The 20839-nt window shown below is 66.7% G+C and carries 19 protein-coding genes; 10 read left to right on the top strand and 9 right to left on the bottom strand.

Going from position 1 to position 20839, the window contains the following annotated elements:
* Nucleotides 1-30: 30 nt before the first annotated feature.
* The 3 genes from VHN57_RS18700 (at nucleotide 31) to VHN57_RS18710 (ending at nucleotide 3014) form a co-directional block, all read left to right on the top strand.
* A complete protein-coding gene (locus VHN57_RS18700) occupies nucleotides 31-516 on the top strand; it encodes a hypothetical protein (protein WP_004208871.1) in 486 nt (161 codons plus the stop codon).
* 72 nt (nucleotides 517-588) lie between these two features.
* Nucleotides 589-1251: a ribulose-phosphate 3-epimerase gene (rpe, locus tag VHN57_RS18705; protein WP_278986268.1), complete on the top strand. Its 663-nt coding sequence runs from the start codon at nucleotides 589-591 to the stop codon at nucleotides 1249-1251.
* Entirely contained in the window at nucleotides 1248-3014 is a 1767-nt protein-coding gene (locus VHN57_RS18710) for a heparinase II/III family protein (RefSeq protein WP_278986270.1), read from the top strand. The genes rpe and VHN57_RS18710 overlap by 4 nt, the downstream gene beginning before the upstream one ends.
* Before the next feature lie 181 nt (nucleotides 3015-3195).
* On the opposite strand, the gene VHN57_RS18715 is transcribed toward VHN57_RS18710, so the two are convergent.
* Nucleotides 3196-5142, bottom strand: coding sequence for a S9 family peptidase (locus VHN57_RS18715; RefSeq protein ID WP_278986272.1), 1947 nt, complete (start codon nucleotides 5140-5142; stop codon nucleotides 3196-3198).
* Nucleotides 5143-5301: 159 nt separating this feature from the next.
* On the opposite strand from VHN57_RS18715, the gene purH reads away from it, so the two are divergent.
* The 5 genes from purH (at nucleotide 5302) to VHN57_RS18740 (ending at nucleotide 11334) form a co-directional block, all read left to right on the top strand.
* On the top strand, nucleotides 5302-6894 hold the full coding sequence (purH, locus tag VHN57_RS18720; protein ID WP_278986274.1) for a bifunctional phosphoribosylaminoimidazolecarboxamide formyltransferase/IMP cyclohydrolase: 1593 nt from the start codon (nucleotides 5302-5304) through the stop codon (nucleotides 6892-6894).
* Nucleotides 6895-7122: 228 nt separating this feature from the next.
* Nucleotides 7123-7455 (top strand): UrcA family protein, encoded by a 333-nt coding sequence (locus VHN57_RS18725; protein ID WP_278986275.1) that lies wholly within the window; start codon nucleotides 7123-7125, stop codon nucleotides 7453-7455.
* A 181-nt stretch (nucleotides 7456-7636) separates the two neighbouring features.
* Nucleotides 7637-9163 (top strand): NAD(P)/FAD-dependent oxidoreductase, encoded by a 1527-nt coding sequence (locus tag VHN57_RS18730; RefSeq protein ID WP_214865877.1) that lies wholly within the window; start codon nucleotides 7637-7639, stop codon nucleotides 9161-9163.
* 4 nt (nucleotides 9164-9167) lie between these two features.
* The gene (locus VHN57_RS18735; protein ID WP_278986278.1) at nucleotides 9168-9587 is read left to right on the top strand and encodes a GtrA family protein; all 420 of its coding nucleotides are present in this window, start codon (nucleotides 9168-9170) and stop codon (nucleotides 9585-9587) included.
* Complete coding sequence (locus tag VHN57_RS18740; protein WP_278986280.1) at nucleotides 9565-11334, top strand: hypothetical protein; 1770 nt, start codon at nucleotides 9565-9567, stop codon at nucleotides 11332-11334. Before VHN57_RS18735 ends, VHN57_RS18740 begins: the two co-directional genes overlap by 23 nt.
* Here VHN57_RS18740 and msrB read toward each other — a convergent pair.
* Genes msrB through VHN57_RS18755 form a run of 3 tightly spaced genes read right to left on the bottom strand, consistent with a single transcriptional unit; the run spans nucleotide 11321 to nucleotide 13968 of the window.
* Complete coding sequence (msrB, locus tag VHN57_RS18745; RefSeq protein ID WP_004208881.1) at nucleotides 11321-11797, bottom strand: peptide-methionine (R)-S-oxide reductase MsrB; 477 nt, start codon at nucleotides 11795-11797, stop codon at nucleotides 11321-11323. The genes VHN57_RS18740 and msrB overlap by 14 nt on opposite strands.
* Nucleotides 11798-11815: 18 nt before the next feature.
* On the bottom strand, nucleotides 11816-13006 hold the full coding sequence (locus VHN57_RS18750; RefSeq protein ID WP_423284864.1) for an ABC transporter permease: 1191 nt from the start codon (nucleotides 13004-13006) through the stop codon (nucleotides 11816-11818).
* The gene (locus VHN57_RS18755) at nucleotides 13003-13968 is read right to left on the bottom strand and encodes an ABC transporter ATP-binding protein (RefSeq protein ID WP_278986566.1); all 966 of its coding nucleotides are present in this window, start codon (nucleotides 13966-13968) and stop codon (nucleotides 13003-13005) included. The genes VHN57_RS18750 and VHN57_RS18755 overlap by 4 nt, the downstream gene beginning before the upstream one ends.
* A gap of 22 nt (nucleotides 13969-13990) precedes the next feature.
* Between VHN57_RS18755 and queG the strand changes: the two genes are divergently transcribed.
* Nucleotides 13991-15049, top strand: coding sequence for a tRNA epoxyqueuosine(34) reductase QueG (gene queG / locus VHN57_RS18760; RefSeq protein ID WP_423284867.1), 1059 nt, complete (start codon nucleotides 13991-13993; stop codon nucleotides 15047-15049).
* Here the strand turns inward: queG and VHN57_RS18765 are convergent.
* Both VHN57_RS18765 and VHN57_RS18770 read right to left on the bottom strand, forming a co-directional pair.
* On the bottom strand, nucleotides 15030-15398 hold the full coding sequence (locus VHN57_RS18765; protein ID WP_004208885.1) for a hypothetical protein: 369 nt from the start codon (nucleotides 15396-15398) through the stop codon (nucleotides 15030-15032). The two genes, queG and VHN57_RS18765, sit on opposite strands and share 20 nt — an antisense overlap.
* The gene (locus VHN57_RS18770) at nucleotides 15398-16072 is read right to left on the bottom strand and encodes an EI24 domain-containing protein (RefSeq protein ID WP_278986561.1); all 675 of its coding nucleotides are present in this window, start codon (nucleotides 16070-16072) and stop codon (nucleotides 15398-15400) included. The genes VHN57_RS18765 and VHN57_RS18770 overlap by 1 nt, the downstream gene beginning before the upstream one ends.
* 119 nt (nucleotides 16073-16191) lie before the next feature.
* Between VHN57_RS18770 and VHN57_RS18775 the strand changes: the two genes are divergently transcribed.
* Nucleotides 16192-17190, top strand: a complete 999-nt coding sequence (locus VHN57_RS18775; RefSeq protein ID WP_048938140.1) for an adenosine kinase — start codon at nucleotides 16192-16194, stop codon at nucleotides 17188-17190.
* A 66-nt stretch (nucleotides 17191-17256) separates the two neighbouring features.
* Here the strand turns inward: VHN57_RS18775 and VHN57_RS18780 are convergent, their stop codons facing one another.
* The 3 genes from VHN57_RS18780 to tsaD are packed head-to-tail and all read right to left on the bottom strand — an operon-like array spanning nucleotide 17257 to nucleotide 20825.
* On the bottom strand, nucleotides 17257-18789 hold the full coding sequence (locus VHN57_RS18780) for a lipopolysaccharide biosynthesis protein (protein ID WP_017502654.1): 1533 nt from the start codon (nucleotides 18787-18789) through the stop codon (nucleotides 17257-17259).
* Nucleotides 18790-18822: 33 nt separating this feature from the next.
* Nucleotides 18823-19794, bottom strand: a complete 972-nt coding sequence (locus VHN57_RS18785) for an NAD(P)H-dependent glycerol-3-phosphate dehydrogenase (RefSeq protein ID WP_278986560.1) — start codon at nucleotides 19792-19794, stop codon at nucleotides 18823-18825.
* Nucleotides 19791-20825, bottom strand: a complete 1035-nt coding sequence (tsaD, locus tag VHN57_RS18790; protein WP_026109496.1) for a tRNA (adenosine(37)-N6)-threonylcarbamoyltransferase complex transferase subunit TsaD — start codon at nucleotides 20823-20825, stop codon at nucleotides 19791-19793. The genes VHN57_RS18785 and tsaD overlap by 4 nt, the downstream gene beginning before the upstream one ends.
* Between the last annotated feature and the right edge of the window lie 14 nt (nucleotides 20826-20839).

The raw sequence follows: 20839 nt of genomic DNA on the forward strand, positions 1-20839 counted from the left end.
AGGTGAGGCCCTTCGCTGGAAAGGCCCGTCTTGCGTCCGACCGAACCCCTGCCCCTGCATCATAGCTGGCCACTCTACGACCTGCGCGAGCATCTCGCGCCGGTGGTTCTGGACCAGGATATTGCGGGGAATGAGGCGGCGCTGGCCGACCGGGGGCTGGGCCTGTGGCATTGCAATCTGGCCGACAACAGCATCAGCTGGACCCAAGGCGTCTATGACATATTCGGGCTGGAGCCGGGCAGCATCGTGCCCCGGCCATTGTCAGTGTCGCTCTATGCCCATGACAGCCGCGAGGCGATGGAGCGGCTACGCGCCTATGCCATCCGCCACCAGCGCGGCTTCACCCTGGACGTCGACATTCGCCGCCCGGACGGCAGCGATTGCGCGATGCGGCTGATCGCCGCGCCGGTGCTGCTGGACGGCGAAACGGTGGCGCTGCACGGGGTCAAGCAATGGCTGCCCAAGGATGTCGGCGCGCCGGTCCGACTGGAACCCACGACCTTCTTCATCCCCTGATGCGACTCATCGCCGCACCGCGCAAATCATGCGTTGCCCTCGCCCCAAGGGAGGGCTAATGCGGGCGGTCAAATGACCCATCCCATTCTAATCTCTCCGTCCATCCTGTCCGCCGATTTCGCACGGCTGGGCGAGGAAGTCCGCGCCATCGACGAAGCCGGTTGCGACTGGATCCATATCGACGTGATGGACGGGCATTTCGTGCCCAACATCACCATCGGCCCGGCTGTGGTGAAGGCGCTGCGCCCGCACACGAAAAAGCCGTTCGACGTGCATCTGATGATCTCGCCGGTGGACCAGTATCTCGACGCCTTCGCCCAGGCCGGCGCCGACATCATCACCGTCCACCCCGAGGCCGGCCCACACATCCACCGCACCGTGCAGCATATCAAGTCGCTGGGCGTGAAGGCCGGCGTGGTGCTGAACCCCGGCACCCCGGCCAAGATGCTGGACTATCTGATCGACGATATCGACCTGATCCTGGTGATGAGCGTCAATCCCGGTTTCGGCGGCCAGAGCTTCATCGAGAATCAGCTGCGCAAGATCGAGGCGTGCCGCAAGATGATCGAGAAGAGCGGCCGCGACATCCGCCTGCAGGTCGATGGCGGCATCGACATCACCACCGCGCCCAAGGCGATCGCGGCGGGCGCCGACGTGCTGGTGGCCGGCACCGCGACCTTCCGTGGCGGCCCGGCCGCCTATGCCGACAATATCAGGACGCTGCGGGGCGGGTGACGAACCAGCGGCGCCAGTCCTCCCCTGTCGCGGTCGAGGCCGGTCATGACCCGGCCGACGACGGCATCGAACAGGGCAAGCGGCTCATCCGCGTCGCGGATGACAAGGGCCTGTCGCTGGCCGAGCGGATCGCCAATCATTTCTATCGGCTGAGCTGGAAGACGCCGCTGCACAGCCGGCGGCTGAAGGGCAAATATCCGCTCAAGCTGCTGGCGGTGCCGGACGATGTCGTGCCCGGCGACCCGCGCGCCGGCCAGGCGATTCGTGCCGGCTATTTCCTGTTCCGGGGCCAGAAGCTGGCGATCGACACGGTCGATTTCGGCAAATTGGCGGTCGGCCCGGCCTTCACCGACTATCTGCACAGCTTCCGCTGGCTGCGCGACCTGTCGACCGCCGCGACGCGCGAGCAGGGCGCGCCGGTGGCCGAGGCGCTGATGCGCAAATGGCTGGCCGCCCATGCCGAAACGCCGAGCGACCCGGCCTGGCGCGCCGACAATGCGGCCTGGCGGCTGCTGTTCTGGACCGCCCATGCCCCGCTGATCCTGTCGTCGAGCGACCTGGTCTATCGGTCGCTGGTGCTCAACTGCATCGCCCGCACCGCGCGCCATCTGGACCAGAGCGCGGACAAGGCCGCGCCGGGCCTGCCGCGCCTGGTCGCCTGGGGCGGGATCGTCGCGGCGTCGATGCTGATGCCCGGCGGCAATCCGCGCAAGCTGTTCGGCGAAGCGGGCCTGAAGCGCGCGATCGACAGCGCCTTCCATGCCGATGGCGGCATTATTTCCCGGTCACCGCTGGCGCAGCTGGAAGGCGTGATGCTGCTGGCGATGGTGGTCGCGGTCTATGAGGTGCGGCGCGAACAGGTGCCCGGCTTCCTGATCGACGGACTGAGCCGCGCGGTGCCGGCCTTGCTGGGCCTGACCCATGGCGACGGGGGGCTGGGAAACTGGCAGGGCGCGGGTGCGGTCGACCCCGACATGGTCGAGGCGCTGGTGCAGGCCAGCCGGGTGCGGACCCGGCCGCTGCGCCAGGCGCGCGACTGGGGCTATCAGCGGATCAGCGCGGGCAATACGGTGGTGCAGATCGATGCGGCGCCGCCGCCGGTCGCGCGCCTGGCGGCCGCCGGCTGCGCCTCCACCGGCGCGATCGAGATCAGCGACGGGCGGCTGCGGCTGGTGATCAATTGCGGCGGCGCAGCGCTGGAAGGCGCCTATATCCCGCGCGATCTGGCCCAGGCGCTACGCTCCACCGCGGCGCACAGCACATTGGTGCTGGACGACAGCAATTCGACCGCGCTGATGCCCGACGGCACGCTAGGCAAGGGCGTGACCGAGGTCGAGCTGAACCGGCAGGAGCTGGACAATGGCAGCCGCGTGGAACTGAGCCATGACGGCTATGTCCGCCGCATGGGCTATGTCCACCGCCGGCTGCTGATGATGAGCGGCGATGGCAAGGAAGTGCGCGGCGAGGATATGCTGACCCCGGCGACGCGCGGCAAGAAGCCGGTCAAGCGGCCGGTGCAGCTGCGCTTCCATCTGGCGCCCGGCGTGGAACCGACCCTGACCGCCGACAGCCAGGGCGCGCTGCTGCGGATCGAGCTGGGCGCGCTGTGGCAGTTCCGGACCGGCGCCGGCGTGCTGAGCGTCGAGGATAGCCTGTGGATCGATGGCGATGGCCGCCCCCACCCCACAAGGCAGTTGGTGGTCACGAGCGAAGCGCTGCCGGGCGGCTCCAGCATCGGCTGGCTGTTCAAGCGGGTCGGCTGACCCGCATCGCATTGGCCATCACGCGGGCGCTATTGTTCGGCCGGCTATCGATGTCCGTTTTTTCCTATGAACGGCCCGGACAAGGGCGCATGCAAGAGGGGCGACCCGAGGCCTGTTTGCTACCAATCAACGACCTCGCTCTCAGGCCCGGCCACTTTCAGCGGCCGGGCCGCTAGCCCTTTCAGCGGACAGGCGACGACTTCAGATAAGTATCGAACCAGGCGACGGTGCGGGTCAGCGAATCGAGCTGATTCTCCTTCTTCTGGAAGCCATGGCCCTCGGCCGGGTAGAAGATCGTCTCCACCACATTGCCCTTGGCCTTGAGGATGTCATGCACCTCCTGCGCCTGGCCGCGCGGCACGCGAATGTCGTTTTCGCCCTGGATGGTCAGCAACGGCGCCTTCGCCGCGCGGATATAGGTGAGCGGCGAGGCGGCGTCATAGACCTGGGGATCGCTGTCGGGCGTGCCCAGCAGGCTACGCTGATAGGCTTTCAGCTCCTCATCCTGGTCGCGATACATGGTGCGCCAGTTGATGATGCCGAACCACTGGACGGCGGCGGCGAACTCGTCGGGCGCCCGGCCGATCGCCATCAGGGTCATGAAACCGCCATAACTGCCGCCGAAGATGCCGACCCGCTTGGCATCGACATAGCCGCTATCGACCAGGAAATGCTTGGCCGCGACCGTGTCCTTGAGGTCGGCGCCGCCCAGATCCTTGACGTTGCCGTCCTGGAATGCCTTGCCATAGCCGGTCGAGCCGCGGAAATTGGGCTGGATCACGACATAGCCGCGGCTGGCAAAGGCGGTGGCGTAGCGGCTGTAACCATCCTGCGCCTGACCGGTGGGGCCGCCATGGGGCAGGACGATGGCGGGGTTGCTGCCGTCGCGCTTCAGATTGGCGGGCATGGTCACGATCGCGCTGATCAGCGTACCGTCAAAGCTCTTGTAGGTGACGACATCCGACTTGGGCAGCGCAGCGGGCTGGAGGCTGGCGATGGCAAGCTGCGTCGCGGGGCGCGCAGCGCCGGCCGCAAGGTCATAGAGATAGAGATTGGCCGGCGCGTCGGCACCCGAATGATTGAGCATCAGCAGGGCGCCGTCGGGCGAGCGCGGCTCGCTGCCGACCAGATAATTGACGCCCGGCGGGATGGCGAGCGGGGTTTCGGCGCCACTCGCGAGGTCGAAGCGATAGAGCGTGCTGCGCGCGTCGGCGTTGATGCGGAAGATGAGCGCCCTGCCGTCGCGGGTGAAGCTGGCCGGCACCTGTTCCCAGGGCGTGGATTTGAGCCAGCGCCATTTGCCGGTGGCGGCTTCGAGCAGGCCGCCATGAATCTGGCCGCTGCCCTCATCGGTGGAGACGGCGATCCATTGGCCGTCCGCACTCGCATCGGTCGCGGCATAGACGGTGTCGGCCTTGCCGAGCAATTTCGCCGCCTTGCCGCTGGCGACGTCGATGCGCCAGATTTCGCTGACCTTGGAATCGATCCGCATACGGTTGGCGATCAGCGCCTTGCCATCCGCGATCCAGGCGACCGGTGACCAGCTGAACTGCGGGTCGGCCTCCTGCGTGAGGTCGCGTACCCTGCCCGCCCCGTCCATCACCGCGACATTGGACTGGCCCTGGGTCTTGAGCTTGGTGACGAGTGCGACCAGGCCGCCGCTGGGGCCGACCAGCAGGTCACTTTCGCGCCGGTCGGGCGTGTTGGTGAGATTCTCGACTGCGCCGCCGCTCACCGGCACGCGGTAGATGTCGCTATATTCGTTGCCGCCGACATCCTGCTGGAACAGCAGGTAGCGGCCGTCGGCGGAGGCGGCGAGGCCGGTCTGGGCATCGTCCGACTGGGTCAGTTGCACCGGCCAGCTGCCGGCGGTGTCGGTGCGCCAGATATTGGTGCGGCCGGTGAGGTTGGTGGCGACGAAAATCTGTTTGCCGTCGGCGCTCCACGCCGCGCTCGACAGGCTGCGCGAGGCGCCGATATCGGCGAGTGGCACGGCGCGGGCATCAGGATTGACCGGTGAGGTCAGGCTCTTGGGATCGGTAACTGCCCGTTCCGGCGTCGGAATTTGCGCCAGCGCCGGAAAGGCGGCGAGCAAGGGCAAGGCGGTGGCGGCGAGCAGATAGTGCATGTCAGATCCCCCAACTGTTATGCAATCACAATACAGTAGCGGCAAAAGCCCGCAAGATCGGGAAATTCCCTGCGCGTGAGGACTGTATTTTTGCGCCGCGCGCGACTAGAGGGCTGCGGCAAGCCTGAAGCGGCATCCCGAACAGCAGGAAGCATCCCCATGACCACCGACGTCACCATCAAGCGCGCCCTCCTTTCCGTATCGGACAAGACCGGCCTCATCGAACTGGGTCAGGCACTGGGCCAGCATGGCGTCGAACTGGTGTCGACCGGCGGCACCGCCAAGGCGCTGCGCGAGGCGGGCCTGGCCGTGAAGGATATTTCCGAACTGACCGGCTTCCCCGAAATGATGGACGGCCGCGTCAAGACGCTGCACCCCAAGGTCCATGGCGGCCTGCTGGCCGTGCGCAACAATGCCGAGCATGTCGCGTCGATGGACGAGCATGAAATCGGCGCGATCGACCTGGTGGTTGTCAACCTCTATCCCTTCGCCGCGACCGTGGCCAAGGGCGCCGACCGCGACGAGATCATCGAGAATATCGACATCGGTGGCCCGTCGATGGTCCGTTCGGCCGCGAAGAATCATGAGAGTGTCGCGATCGTTACCGATCCGACCGACTATGCCCGCCTTATCGCCGAAATGGCCGAAAAGGGCGGCGCCACCAGCTATGAATTCCGCCGGATGCTGGCGGCCAAGGCCTATGCCGCCACCGCCGCCTATGATTCGATGATCGCCAGCTGGTTCGCCTTCGCCGACCAGGGCGTCGCCTTCCCCGAGAGCCTGTCGCTGTCGAGCAAGCTCAGCACCACGCTGCGCTATGGCGAAAACCCGCACCAGTCGGCCGCGCTCTACCTGCCCAACGGCCCGACCGCGAACGGCATCGCCCAGGCCAGGCAGATCCAGGGCAAGGAACTGAGCTACAATAATTATAACGACGCCGACGCGGCGCTGGAGCTGGTCAGCGAATTCCGCGACGGCCCGCCGACCGTCGTCATCGTGAAGCATGCCAATCCGTGCGGCGTCGCCACCGGCGAGACGCTGATCGAAGCCTATGAAGCCGCGCTCGCCTGCGACAGCGTATCGGCCTTTGGCGGCATCATCGCCGTCAACCGCCCGCTCGACGGCCCGACCGCCGAGGCAATCAGCGGCATCTTCACCGAAGTCGTCGCCGCGCCCGACGCCGATGACGAAGCCAAGGCGATCTTTGCCAAGAAGAAGAATCTGCGCCTGCTGCTGACCGGCGAACTGCCCGATCCGGCCCGTCCCGGCCTGATGGTCAAGAGCATCGCCGGCGGCCTGCTGGTCCAGAGCCGCGACAATGGCAAGGTCGACCGCGATGCCCTCAAGGTCGTGACCAAGCGCGCGCCGACCGAGCAGGAACTGAAGGACTGCCTGTTCGCCTGGACCGTAGCCAAGCATGTGAAGTCGAACGCGATCGTCTATGCCAAGGGCGGCAGCACCGCCGGCGTCGGCGCGGGCCAGATGAACCGTCTGGAATCCGCCCGCATCGCCGCCTGGAAGGCGAAGGATGCCGCTGAGAAGGCGGGCTGGAGCGAACCGCGCACCATCGGTTCGGCGGTCGCCTCCGACGCCTTCTTCCCCTTCGCCGACGGCCTGCTGGCGGCAGTGGAAGCCGGCGCGACGGCGGTGATCCAGCCGGGCGGCTCCATCCGTGACGAGGAAGTCATTGCCGCAGCAGACGAAGCGGGCCTGGCGATGGTCTTCACCGGCATGCGCCACTTCCGCCATTAAGGCTTGTTTCCCAACGCGCTAGATGGCGCGTCGGGACAATATCTCGATCAGGTTTATGCGGGTGCGAAACGATCCTGTTCGCACCCGCAAAATCGCAGAAAACTGCCATTTTTTGGCAATTGGCCTCTTTTCAATGTCACCGGGCAATCCTATTTAGGATGACGACCCCGCACCCACGTCAGGCGTTGGGCACGACATAAGAAAAAGCATGTTCGACAGGAGAATAGGATGACCAAGAAGACGCTGGTGGCGATGGCCGCCACCATGGCCCTTGCGCTGCCTGGCATGGCTATCGCCGGCAACAGCAGCAACGAAGTCGTCGTTGACGGCACCACCGGCCTCACCACCCGCACCATAGCCGTATCGGTGGCCGACCTGAACCTGGCCAGCAACAATGGCCTGCGCCGCGCCGATTATCGCATCAGCCGCGCCGCCAAGCAGGTGTGCGGCTGGGTCAATGGATCGATCCTGCCGGCGACGCCCGACTATCGCGACTGTGTCGGTAGCGCTCTGGACGGCGCACGCAGCGACCTCAACGCGCTGGCCCAGCGCCAGGGCTGATCTTCACCCATCCCGCAAGGGAAGCCTTCCCCGTCACGGGGACTGCAGGGGGCCGTTCCGCACATGCGGGGCGGCCCTTTGTCATGTCCGCGACCACTTCATGCTTACCGGCGATTAACCACTCCTTAGATGATTTCCTTCACTCAGCGAGACACGAAGGACCATCCAGGGGATATAGAGCATGTCGCGTGTCGACCAAAGTGTGGACGTCGCCATCATCGGGGCAGGCCCGGCCGGCCTGACCGCCGCCTATCTGCTGACGAAAAAAGGCTTTTCCGTCACCGTCATCGAGAAAGACCCGGTCTATGTCGGCGGCATCAGCCGCACGGTCGAGCTGGATGGCTATCGATTCGATATTGGCGGCCACCGCTTCTTTTCCAAGTCGAAGGAAGTGGTCGATCTGTGGAACGAGATCCTGCCGGACGACTTCATCCAGCGCCCGCGCATGAGCCGCATCTATTATGAGGGGAAATTCTACTCCTATCCCCTACGCGCGTTCGAGGCATTGTGGAATCTGGGCATCTGGCGTTCGACCCTGTGCATGGCGAGCTTTGCCAAGGCCAGGCTGTTCCCCAACCGCAATGTCCGCTCCTTCCAGGACTGGACCGTCAACGCGTTCGGCCACAAGCTGTTCTCGATCTTCTTCAAGACCTATACCGAAAAGGTCTGGGGCATGCCGTGCGACGAGATGTCGGCCGACTGGGCCGCGCAGCGGATCAAGGGCCTGTCGCTGTGGGGTGCGGTGGTCGATGGGCTGAAGCGCTCGCTGGGCCTCAACAAGAAGCCCAATGACGGCATGGCGACCAAGACTCTGCTGGAAACCTTCCGCTATCCGCGCCTTGGCCCCGGCATGATGTGGGAAGCCGCGCGCGATCGGGTGATCGAGGGCGGCAACCAGATATTGATGGCGCACAGCCTGAAGCAACTGGCGCAGGATCAGGGCACGGAGCGCTGGCGCGTAGTGGCGGACGGCCCAGACGGCGATGTCATCATCAACGCCGCGCATGTGATTTCGTCCGCGCCGATGCGCGAACTGGCCGCGCGCATCCATCCGCTGCCCGAAACCCTGCCCGAGGCGATGGAACTCAAATATCGCGATTTCCTGACCGTGGCGCTAATGATCAAGTCGGAGGATCTGTTCCCCGACAACTGGATCTATATCCACGACAGCAAGGTGCAGGTCGGCCGCATCCAGAATTTCCGCAGCTGGTCGCCCGAAATGGTGCCCGATGAATCGGTCGCCTGCGTGGGCCTGGAATATTTCTGCTTCGAGGGCGACGGGCTGTGGGCGTCGGCCGACGCCGACCTGATCGACCTGGCCAAGAAGGAAATGGCGATCCTCGGCCTGTGCAATCCCGATGATGTCGTCGGCGGCGCGGTGGTGCGGCAGGAAAAGGCCTATCCGGTCTATGACGACGCCTATGCCGACCATGTGCTGGCGATGCGCACCGAGTTGGAAGCCGTCGCCCCGACGCTCCATCTGGTCGGCCGCAACGGCATGCACCGCTATAACAACCAGGATCATGCTATGATGACGGCGATGTTGACGGTGCGCAACATCGAGGCCGGCACCCGCGTCTATGACGTCTGGGGCGTCAACGAGGACGCCGAATATCATGAATCGGGTGAGGAAGGGCAGGATGTCGAAGGACAACGCGCCGCCCTTGCCAGCGAACGGTTGGTGCCCTCTCGCCTGAAGGCCGCATGAGCCGATGGGCGAGCCGTTGCGCGCCCTGACGGCCCGGCTGGGCAGCATCGCCGCGCGCTTCATGTTCGCCCGCTACCTGCTGGCCAGCATCTGCGCGCTGTCGAGCGACATGGCGACCTTCCTCATGCTGAGCCGAGCCGGTGCGACGCCGACGCTGGCCGCGTTCGGGGGCTATGCGGTCGGCCTGGTCGTGCATTGGGTGATCAGCATCCGCTTCGTGTTCGATACGGGCACCGGCCCCAGTCACGCCCAGCGGTTCGGCTTCGTGGCCAGTGCGCTGGTCGGCATGGGGATCACCATGGTCCTGGTCGGCGGGCTGAGCGCCGTCGGCATTGCTCCGGCGATCGCCAAGCTGATATCGGTGCCGGCCAGTTTCCTGAGCGTCTATGCGATCCGCAAATATGGCATTTTCGCGCGCAGTTGAGCGTCATGGCCGCTGGCTGATCCTGCTCGCCTGGCTGGCGTGCAGTGCGGTCATGCTGTGGCTGTTCCATGGCGATTTCGCCGCGCTGGGCTTTCGCGATCCCGACGATGCGATGCGGCTGGTGCAGGTGCGCGACTGGATCGGCGGACAGGGCTTCTGGGACGTCAGCCAGCATCGGGTGACCCCGCCGCTGGGCGGACCGATGCACTGGTCGCGCATCGTCGACATGCCGGTGGCAGGGCTGATCCTGCTGGCGCGGCCGCTATTGGGGCCTGCGACTGCAGAGCTGGTCGCCTGCATCACCGTGCCGCTGCTGTTGCTGGGCGGGTTGGCCGGCACCTTGCATCTGGCGGCCCGGCGGCTTGGCGATCCTGTTCTGGCGCTGGTGACCGTGGCCTTGCTGCTGACGACACCGTCGATCCTGGTGCAGTTCACGCCGCTGCGGATCGACCATCATGGCTGGCAGATCTGGATGGCGACGATCGCGCTGGCCGGCGCACTGGATAGCGGCCGGGTGCGTGGCGGCGTGACGAGCGCGCTGGCGCTGGCGGTCTGGTTGCAGATTTCGAGTGAAGCCCTGCCTTATGTCGCGCTGTTCGCCGGGCTGTTCGCGTTGCGCCAATGGCTCGACGGCCGGGAAGCATCGCGCTTCATAGCCTTTGCGGCGACGCTGGGCGGGGCGGCGGTTGCGCTGCTGGCTTTGCTGCGCGGTAAGGCGGCCTTGCTGCATGACCAATGCGACGCGCTGTCGGCTGCTTATGCCTGGCCGCTCGTCGCGCTGGCCGTGCTGGTGCCGCTGACTGGTAAGCTGATCGGCACGGCCAGCATGACCCGGCGCTTCCTGATAGCCGCGATCGGCGGCGGGGCCGCCATCGCGATCCTGCTGGCGATCGGTGGCCCCTGCCTGTCAGGCGATCCGTTCCAGGCGCTCGGGCCACTGGCCTATAAATATTGGTATTTGCAGGTGATGGAGGGCCGGCCGATCTGGGACCAGAGCCTGTCATTGCGCGGCGTCATCCTGTTGCCCGCGCTGGTTGGGCTGGCCGGCGCAATGGTCGCCGCGCGGCAAACCGTAAACCGCGATGCGTGCATGCGCTGGCTGGCGTTGACCCTGTTACTGCTGGGGGCGATGGCGGTATCGCTGCTGGTTATGCGCGCCGTGTCGGTCGCCCATGTCTATGCTCTGCCCGGTGTCGCCTGGTTGCTGATCGCCCTGTTCCGCAAGGTACAGGCATCATCGCAGGCGCTGGTGCGCGTATTGGGATCGGTGGCGCTGATCCTGCTGACTCCCGCCGGGATCAGCGCGCTATGGATTGCCCTGATCCCCGAAGCTCCGTCGGCCAAGACGAGCGCCGTCAATTGCCGGGCCGCCGCCACGCTTGCGCCGCTGCACGCCCTGCCCCCGTCCACCCTGTTCGCGCCGCTGGACCTTGGCCCCGACATATTGGTGCAGACACCGCACCGCGTGATCGGCACCGCCCATCATCGCAATGCCGCCGGCATCACCGCCGTGATCGAAGGATTCATGGCGACGCCGGAAAAGGCGCGCGCGGTGATCCGGTCGGTCAATGGCGGGCGTGGCGCCGACTATGTCGTGACCTGCGCGGGCCTGACAGAATATGCGCTCTATGCCAAGGAGCATCCCCAGAGCCTGTCGGCGCACCTGATGCGGAGCAATGTGCCCGACTGGTTGCAGCCGCTGCCGACCAAGGGACCGCTGCGCATCTACAAGGTCAGGCGGGACTGAAGGCCAGGGCCACGCCGTTCATGCAGTAACGCAGGCCCGTGGGCTTTGGCCCGTCGTCGAACACATGGCCCAGATGCCCGCCGCAGCGGGCGCAATGGACTTCGGTCCGGGGCACGCCCAGACTGAAGTCGCGCGACGTGCCGATGGCGCGGGGCAAGGGCGCATAGAAGCTGGGCCAGCCGGTGCCGCTGTCGAACTTGGTCTTCGAACTGAACAGATTCTGGGCGCAGCCGGCGCAGGTGAAGGTGCCGGCGCGATGTTCGCGGTTGAGCGGGCTGCTGTCGGGAAATTCGGTCGCGCCCTGGCGCAGCACCTTATAGGCCCAAGGGCTGAGCCTGCTGCGCCATTGCGCGTCAGTCAGGCGATAGGGATAGGCGGCTTCCGCCGCGTCCGGCCGGAATTGCCACAGGGCCAGTGCAGAGGCGCCGGTCGCGACGCCATAGAGAAAATGCCGCCGGTTCATTCCATCTCCCTAGCCTGTTCAGCCTGTCGAGCTCCTGAACAACTGCTTCCACCAGCGGCCGCCCGATTTGAGCACATGGCGGCGGAACAGCAGCACACCGATGCGGATGATGAGCGCCACCCAGACGCCCTGCCACAGGATCGCCACCAGATGCGGCCAGAGCGCCGCATCCTGCGCCGCCCGCGCGATCATCGCGAAGGGCGAGGAGAAGGGAAAGACCACCGACGCCACTTCCAGCGGCGATCCCATATGGTCGACCGTGTAGGAGACGAAGAAGAAGATCATCATCTGGCCCATGGTGATGGGCATGTTGAGCGTCTGCACCTCGCGCACGGTCGCCGCCTGTGCGCCGATGCCCAGGAACAGCGAGCCGAGCAAAGTATAGGCCATGGCGAAATAGATGATGCCGAGCGTGATGAAGGCGGGCCAGCCCACCGCCGGATCGGGCAGGACCGTGCCGGGCGCCTTCAACGCCATGAAGATGGTGAAGGCGGTGGCGCCCCAGAAGGCGATGCCGACGAAGCTCATCCCCAGCATGGCGATCAGCTTGCCGAGGAAGATCGCGTCCACCGGTACGGCGGCGGCCAATATCTCGATGATCTTGTTCGTCTTTTCCTCGACCAGATTGGACAGGATCATGCCCGCCAGCAAAATGGTGAGGAAGAAGATGACGATCTGGCCGGTGCGGCCGATCAGCAGACGGGCCTGAGACTGGGCGCCGAGACTGGTCGCCACTTCCTGCCGTTCGACCTTGACCATGTGCAGCACCTTTTCGGCCTGCGCCGCGCTGGCGATCAGGCTGAGATCGCCCTGCAGCCGGTCCAGATCCTCCGGCTTGCCGGTCAGGACCGGGCGGGAGACCGTGCCCGAGAGAATGGCGACGACGTCGGAATCGGGCCGGGCCAGCTGGGTGCGCGGCGGGGTGCCGAGCGGCACGGCGTGGAGTCGCGGCAGTGCCTGCGGCCCCATGCGTTCGGTCAGGCGCTTGTGGGCCCGTTCAAGCGCGCCAACATCAGCCGGCGCCATGGCGATGCCCACGACCGGGCGCAGGTCGGTGCTGGAAATCTTCTGGGTGAAACCGGCAAAGACCATGCCGATGACGATCGGCACCAAAGGCCCGATCAGGAACAGGATGAAGGTGCGTGACAGGACGACGGCGGTGAAATCCCGCCGGGCGATGACGCTGGCGGCGCGCAGCAATTCCTTCATGCCCCGGCCTCCTGCGTGGCGTCATCGCGCATCTGGCGCGCAGCAGCCTCCCCCGCGATCGCGACGAAGGCATCATGCAGGCCCGGCCGTTCGATCGACAGGCTTTCGATGCCGGCCTGACCGTCGAGCAGGGCGCGCAGCAGCGGTTCGATGCCGTCATCGGGCAGCGCGAAATGCCAGGCGCCATCCTGCGCCAGCGTGTCGGTCGGCAAGGCGCGGCGCCAGGCGCCGTCGCTCAGCCGCGTGCGCAATGTCACCTGGGGCGGCAGACGGTCGCGCGCGTCGCTGACCGATCCTTCAAACCGGATGCGGCCGCCCGCGACGATGGCGATGCGCTCGCACAATCGTTCGGCATGGGCGATGACATGGGTGGAAAAGAGGATGGTTACGCCCTTGCGCGCCTGATCGCGGATCAGCGCCTCCAGCTTTTCCTGGTTCATCGCGTCGAGGCCGGAGAAGGGTTCGTCGAGGACGATGAGGCGCGGTTCATGGACGATGGTGCCGAACAGTTGCACCGTCTGGGCCATGCCCTTGGAGAGCTGGCGGATCGGCTTTTCGACCGAGGCACCCATGCCATAGTCCTGCAGCATGGCGCGCGCCCGTTCGCGCCCGACATGGAGCGGCAGGCCGCGTAGCGCCCCCATGAAGGCGATCGCCTCATAGGCCTTCATCGACGGGTAGAGGCCGCGCTCCTCGGGCAGATAGCCGACCTGCTTGGCCATGCGCAGCGGCGCGCTATCGCCCAGCAGGGTGCGATGGCCCTCGTCAGGGTCGATGATGCCGAGCAGGGTGCGCAGCAAGGTCGTCTTGCCCGCGCCATTCGGCCCCAAAATGCCATAGATGGTGCCGGCGGGCACGGCGATATCGACGCCATCCACCGCGCGAAAATCGCCGAACGCCTTGACAAGGGCATGGCCTTCGACGGCATAGGGGGGGGCAGGAGCCGGAGTGTCACCGATCATCCGCCCCTGATAATCCCGGACCATGCCAGTGCAAAACGAAACATTGGAGCAGCGCCTGAAAGCGCAGGCCGCGCAGCTGGGCTTTGCCGCCTGTGCGATCGCGCGCGCCGACGCCGCGCCGCGCACGGCCGAGCGGCTGCGCCAATGGCTGGAGGCCGGCCATCATGGCGACATGCTGTGGATGGAGGAGCGGGCCGAGCAGCGCGGATCGCCCACGGGCCTGTGGCCCGAAGCGCGGAGCGTCATCATGCTGGGGATGAGCTATGCCCCCGGCCGCGATCCGCTGGCGCTGGCCGAAGTCGGCGATCGGGGCCGCATTTCCGTCTATGCGCAGGGCCGCGACTATCATGATGTGGTCAAGAAGGCGCTGAAGGCGCTGGCCCGCTGGCTGGTCGATCAGCAGCCGACCGCGCTCAAGGTATTCGTCGATACCGCACCCGTGATGGAAAAGCCGCTGGCGCAGGGCGCGGGGCTGGGCTGGCAGGGCAAGCACAGCAATCTGGTGAGCCGTCAGCATGGCAGCTGGCTGTTCCTGGGCGCCATCTATACCGAGATCGCGCTGGAGCCTGATGCGCCGGAAGTGGACCATTGCGGCAGTTGCACGGCCTGTCTGTCATCCTGCCCGACCGATGCCTTTCCCGCGCCTTATATTGTCGATGCGCGGCGCTGTATTTCCTATCTGACGATCGAGCATAAGGGGCCGATCCCGGAGGTGTTCCGGGCACGGATGGGCAATCGCATCTATGGCTGCGACGATTGCCTGGCGGCCTGCCCCTGGAACAAATTTGCGCAAGGGGCGGCGGCCAACCGCGCCTTCATCGGCCGGGCGGAGCTGGCGGCGCCGGCGCTGGGCGACCTGCTGGACCTCGACGATGCGGGCTTTCGCGAGATTTTTTCCGGGTCGCCGATCAAGCGGATCGGGCGCGACCGGATGGTGCGCAACGCGGCGATCGCGGCGGGCAATAGCGGCGACCTGGGGCTGGTCGACCGGCTGCGGCCGCTGACCTCCGATCCCGATCCGGTGGTGGCGGAAGCGGCCGAATGGGCGCTAGGCCAGTTGCTCAGCGCTGCTGGAGCGTAGCCGCGCAGGAAGCGTGGTCGACGTCTGTGCCGGCGGGCGTGCGGGCATCGACATGGGTCACCACCGGCTCCTTCCCCTTGCCGGGCGAATAGAGATAGGCGTCGAGCACGCAGCGACCATTGGCGAATTGCAGCTTGCGCACGGTCGTTTCGCGAATGTCGAGGCGCGGCGTGCCGAACATCTGGGTCAGGCGTTTGGCATCCATGCCCATCAGCGGTCCGGTCTTGGTGAAGGCGCTGGCCGGCGGACCCGCGGGCGGCGGGGTGTAGCTGGTGGCGGGCGGGACAACGCCGCCACAGGCCGCGAGCGGCAGCGACAGGAGCGCGGCGAGCGCAAAACGGGGCGACATCAGACCGGCTTCCTCCTGGACCCTAGCAACATGTGGACCGCCATAGCCGCGCTCCAGATCGGCGCAAGCAGGTTGACCAGGGGAATGAGGAAGAGAAGCGCCGAAACGAGGCCCATGAGCCACCGGTTGCCACGGCCGATCGGCGGCAGGCCGGGATGGCGCGGCTCGACCATGTCGGCAAGGTCGCGGCCGAGCAGATAGGCATTCACCGCCAGGAACAGCCCGATCGTGCCGACCCCCGTGACCAGCAGCAGCACATAGCCGGGCAGCGCCACCAGGTTCCAGCCCAAGGTGCGACCAACCGACTGCAACGCATAATGGAGGCTGCGCGCATAGCCGACCGGGCGGCCCAGAGCCTGTGGATAAGTATCGCGCTCCACCGCTTCGATCACATCGTCGGCGAACAGGCCCATGACCAGCATGGCGATGGTGCGGAACAGCAGCCAGCTTGCCGCAATGAGGGCAAGACCCGTCGCCGCCGCCTCCGCCATGCCGCCCCAACCGTCGCCTTCACCCCAGCCGAAATGCAGGCGCGTGGCGTGAAAGGCCGCCCATAGGCCGACACCCAGCAGGGCGAAGAGCAACAGGGTCAGCGCCAGCGTCTTGACCAGCAGCCGGCGCGCGGCGGCGTGGAAGATCAGGGGGAAGGCGCGCAGCGCCGCGGTGATGATCATGGCCCGATATCCTGCGCCCCGGCGGCTCCGTCAATCAGCAGCGTTGCGCCAGCGCCCCCGGACCGGTAGAGACGGCCCAATTTACCGCTATTTTCCCATCATCTTTCACAGGAGCCCGCGTGACTTCTTCCCCCACGCTTGACGTTGTCGCGATCGGCAATGCCATTGTCGACGTTCTGGCCCGCAGCGACGACGCATTTCTGGCGCAGCATGCGCTGACCAAGGGCGGCATGCAGCTGATCGACGCCGAAATGGCCGAGACCCTTTATGCCGACATGCCCCAGGCCAAGGAAATCAGCGGCGGTTCGGCCGCCAACACGCTGGCAGGCCTCGCCGCGCTGGGCGCCAAGTGCGGCTTCATCGGCCAGGTCAATGACGACCAGCTGGGCGCGGTCTTCGCCCATGACGTGCGCGCGCTGGGCATCAAGTTCGACACGCCGGTGATGCAGGGCGACATTCCGACCGCCCGCTGCCTGATCCTGGTGACGCCGGACGCGCAGCGCACCATGAACACCTTCCTGGGCGCCTCGCAGTTCCTGCCCGAAGCGGCGCTGGACCTGGAACTGATCCAGTCGGCCCGCATCCTGTATCTGGAAGGCTATCTGTGGGATCCCGAGCAGCCGCGCGCCGCGATGCGCGCCGCGATCGACGCCGCCCGCAATGCCGGCCGCAAGGTCGCCTTCACCCTGTCCGACAATTTCGTGATCGACCGCCATCGCGCCGACTTCATCGACCTGATCGAACAGGGGCTGATCGACATCCTCTTCTCGAACGAGGGCGAGATCCAGTCGCTGGCGCAGGTCGATGATTTCGATGCAGCGCTGGCCCGCTTCGCCGACAAGGTGCCGGTGCTGGTGTCGACCCGCAGCGAAAAGGGCGCGGTCGCCATCGTCGATGGCGTGCGTCACGAGGCCCCGGCTGCGCCCGTCAGCCAGATCATCGACACGACCGGCGCGGGCGACCTGTTCGCCGCCGGCTATCTGGCCGCACATCTGGAAGCGCGCAGCGTCGAGGATTGCCTGGCGCTGGGCGCGGCGGCCGCCGCCGAAGTGATCTCGCACTGGGGCGCGCGTCCCGAGGAAGATCTGAACCTGATCCGCGCCAAGCTGTTCGCCTGATCGCGACAGACACTGACAAAAAAGCCCGCCTCTCCGGTCGAGAGGCGGGCTTTTTTATTGGGTGGATCAGGCCGGGGCCTTCTGCTTGCGGAACAGGGCGCGGTCGTCAGGTCCGAAGCCCCAGCGCCAGATGACGAAGCCATAGGCGCCCAGGATCGCCCAGACGCCGACCGCCAGTTCGACCCATTCGAAGCGCGCCGGCAGGGCGACAAAGGCCGCGCCAACGATGCAGGCGACGCCCGAGGCGCTGAGCAGGGGCCAGCGCCAGGCATTGACGCGGGCGTGGAGCAGGCTGGAGAGCAGCCGCGCCTTGACGAAAGCGCCAGCGCCGAGCGCGATGCAGAGGCCCAAAGCGGGCGCCGCGGCCAGTTCCTGCGGCGTGAGGCCGAACCGCTTGCCGAGCAGGATCAGCCCGAAGCTGAGCGCCGCCTGCAACGCGATCATGCTGAGCGAGATCATCAGATTGCGGTGGCGGGCGATATAGACCAGCGCGGATTCGCTGACCACGGCGGTCGCGGCCACCACTTCGGCCAGCAGCAGGAAGGCGAGCGCGCCGGTGCCGCCGACGAAATGCGGACCGACCAGGCCCATGACGGCCTCACCCGGAATGCCGAGCGCAAGGGCGATGCCGGCCTGCGCGGCGATGATCCAGAAGCCGACCTGGCTGACCTGGCGCGCGATCGCCGCCAGATTGCCTTCGGCCAGGTTGCGGGTGATGACCGGCCCCAGGATCGGGTCGAAGCTGGTCTTGAGTTTCTGCGGCAGCGAGGCGACCTGCTGCGCGACATAATAGATGCCGACGATCGCCGGGCTGACGAACAGGCCCAGGATCGCCATGTCGAGCCGGCGCGAGCCCCATTCGACACCGTCCGCCGCGGCGAGCGGCAGGTTGCGACGGGCAAGGCGCCAGAGCCGCCCGGCATCGGGACGCCAGCCATGCGGCCGGCCATAATGGCGCCACATCGGGATGATCGAGGCGATCATCGCCGCGACCATCGACACGACATAGGAGAGGATCAGGCCGTCGCGCAGCGAATAATAAGCGAAACCGAAGGCGCCGATGCTGATCGCCCAGGGTTCAATGATCGAGCGCGCGCGGACCGTCGCGCCGATGTCGAAGCGATAGGCGCAGGCGGCGAGCGCAACGTCGGAGGTGGCAACCGCGATGACGATCAGCGCCAGCAAGCGGTCGAGTCCGTTGATGCCGCTATTGGGGAACATCGCCTGGGGGAAGGCGATCAGCAGGCCCGCGCCGAGCAGCGACGCGATCAGCGTCACCACCATCGCGTCGGTCACGACATGGCTGTGCGGCCGTTCGGTCTGGGCGAGCGCGCCGGCAAGACCGCGCTTGAGACCCAGCGTCGCGATCTGGGCGACGAATTCCACCACCAGCACGGCATAGGCGAAGCGCCCCAGCGCATCGGCGCCATACCAGCGGCCGGCGATGAACAGGAAAGGCAGGCGCGCCGCCAGGCGCAGCAGGAAGCCGAAGACGTTGGTCCGTCCGCCCTTGGCCAGGGCGGCGATATCATCCTTCTGTTCGGCAGGGGTCGCCTGCGCGGTCACAGGACCCTGGTCCCCCTCGATTGTCATGCTCATGTCTATAGGCGATCTATTGTGTCGCGGCGATGCTTATTCAGGCCGCAGCGGACGCGCCAGCAGCGCGTCGATGACCTGTGCCAGCGGTGCGGCGTCGGCAAGCAGGGCACAGACGGCTTCCACCACCGGCATTTCGACGCCGGCCGCGCGGGCCGCATCGCGCAGCACCGGCGCGGTGTGCGCCCCTTCGGCCACGGTGCGACGGTTGGAGAGGAGGTCGGCGGCGCTCTGCCCCTCGCCCAGCCCCTTGCCGAGCGAGAAGTTGCGCGAATTGGTGGAGGAACAGGTGAGGACAAGGTCGCCCAGGCCCGACAGGCCGCCCAGCGTTTCGGCACGGGCGCCACGCGCCAGGCCGAAGCGGGTCATTTCGGCAAAGCCCCGGCTGATGAGCGAGGCGCGCGCATTGAGGCCGAGGCCGGCCCCTTCCGACACGCCGCAGGCGATGGCGAGCACATTCTTGACCGCGCCGCCGATTTCCGCGCCGACGACATCATCCGACAAATAGGGGCGGAAGGTTGGGCGGGCGATACGCGCCGCCAGCTTTTCGGCCAGCGCCTGGTCGGCGCAGGCGAAGGTGACGGCGGTCGGCAGGCCCTTTGCCACTTCATGGGCGAAGGTCGGGCCGGAGAGGACGGCGATCGGCGAGGTCGGCTGCGCCTGCGCCGCGACTTCCGACATCAACAGGCCGGTGCCCGCCTCTATCCCCTTGGAACAGAGAACCAGCGGCACGCCGGCCGGCGCCTGCGCCACGACGCTGCGCAGATGCTGGGCCGGGCTGACCACCAGAATCAGGTCGCGATCAGCCAGGTCCGACAGGACGCCGGTCGCCCGGATCGAGGGCGAAAGCGGCAGGCCGGGCAGATAGAGCGGATTTTCATGGGCGCCGTTGATCGCATCGACCACATCGGCTTCCAGCGCCCAGAGGCGCACATCCTGCCCGTCGGCGGCCAGCAATTGCGCCAGCGCGGTGCCCCAGGCGCCTGCTCCGATGACTCCCGCCTTCATGCCTTCACTCCTGCTCCACGCGCCTTTTCCGCCGTCGGATCGAGCGGCCAGCGCGGCCGGGCGGGGATGGTGAGATCGTCGGTCATGCCGGCCGCATAGCGCTCCGCGCCGGCCCAGGCGATCATCGCCGCATTATCGGTGCAGAGCCACAAGGGCGGCGCGACGAAGGGCAGGCCATGGTCCCCGGCCAGCGCAGTGAGCGCGCCGCGCACCGACTGGTTGGCGGCGACGCCGCCGGCGACGACCAGCGCGGTCACGCCTTCACTCGCGGCGAGCGCACGGCGAGTGCGGTCGAGCAGGCAGTCGATCACCGCCTGCTGGAAACTGGCAGCGATATCCTCGACCGCATATTGGCCCGACTGGGCAGCGCGCATCACCGCGCTCTTGAGGCCAGCGAAGGAGAAATGGGGTTCGTCGGTGCCGACCAGCGGGCGCGGCAGCGGCACGGCGCGCGGATTGCCCTGCGCCGCCGCCTTTTCCACCGCCGGGCCGCCGGGGAAGCCGAGGCCGAGCAGCTTGGCAGTCTTGTCGAAGGCTTCCCCCGCGGCATCGTCGATCGTGGTGGCAAGGCGGCGATACTGGCCGACGCCCTCGACCCTGAGCAGCTGGCAATGGCCGCCCGACACCAGCAGCAGCAGATAGGGGAATTGCAGATTCTGGTCGGCGAGGCGCGGCGAGAGCGCATGCCCCTCCAGATGATTGACCGCGACCAGCGGCTTGCCGCTGGCATGGGCGAGCGCCTTGCCGGTGACAAGGCCGACCATCACGCCGCCGATCAGGCCGGGGCCGGCGGTGGCGGCGATGACATCGACATCGGCCAAAGTCATCTTTGCGTCGGCCAGTGCTGCCTCGACCAGCGGGGCCAAAGCCTCGACATGGGCGCGGGCCGCGATTTCGGGCACGACGCCGCCATAGGGACGGTGCGCGTCTTCCTGCGTGGCGAGACGATGGGCCAATATCTGCCCGTCGGCCGTCACCAGCGCCGCCGCGGTTTCGTCGCAGCTTGATTCCAGGCCGAGGATGATGGTCATTGCCGCTTCCATCT

It is taken from the genome of Sphingobium salicis subsp. salicis (genome assembly GCF_049472635.1).
In the GTDB taxonomy this organism is placed as follows: Bacteria; Pseudomonadota; Alphaproteobacteria; order Sphingomonadales; family Sphingomonadaceae; genus Sphingobium; species Sphingobium yanoikuyae_A.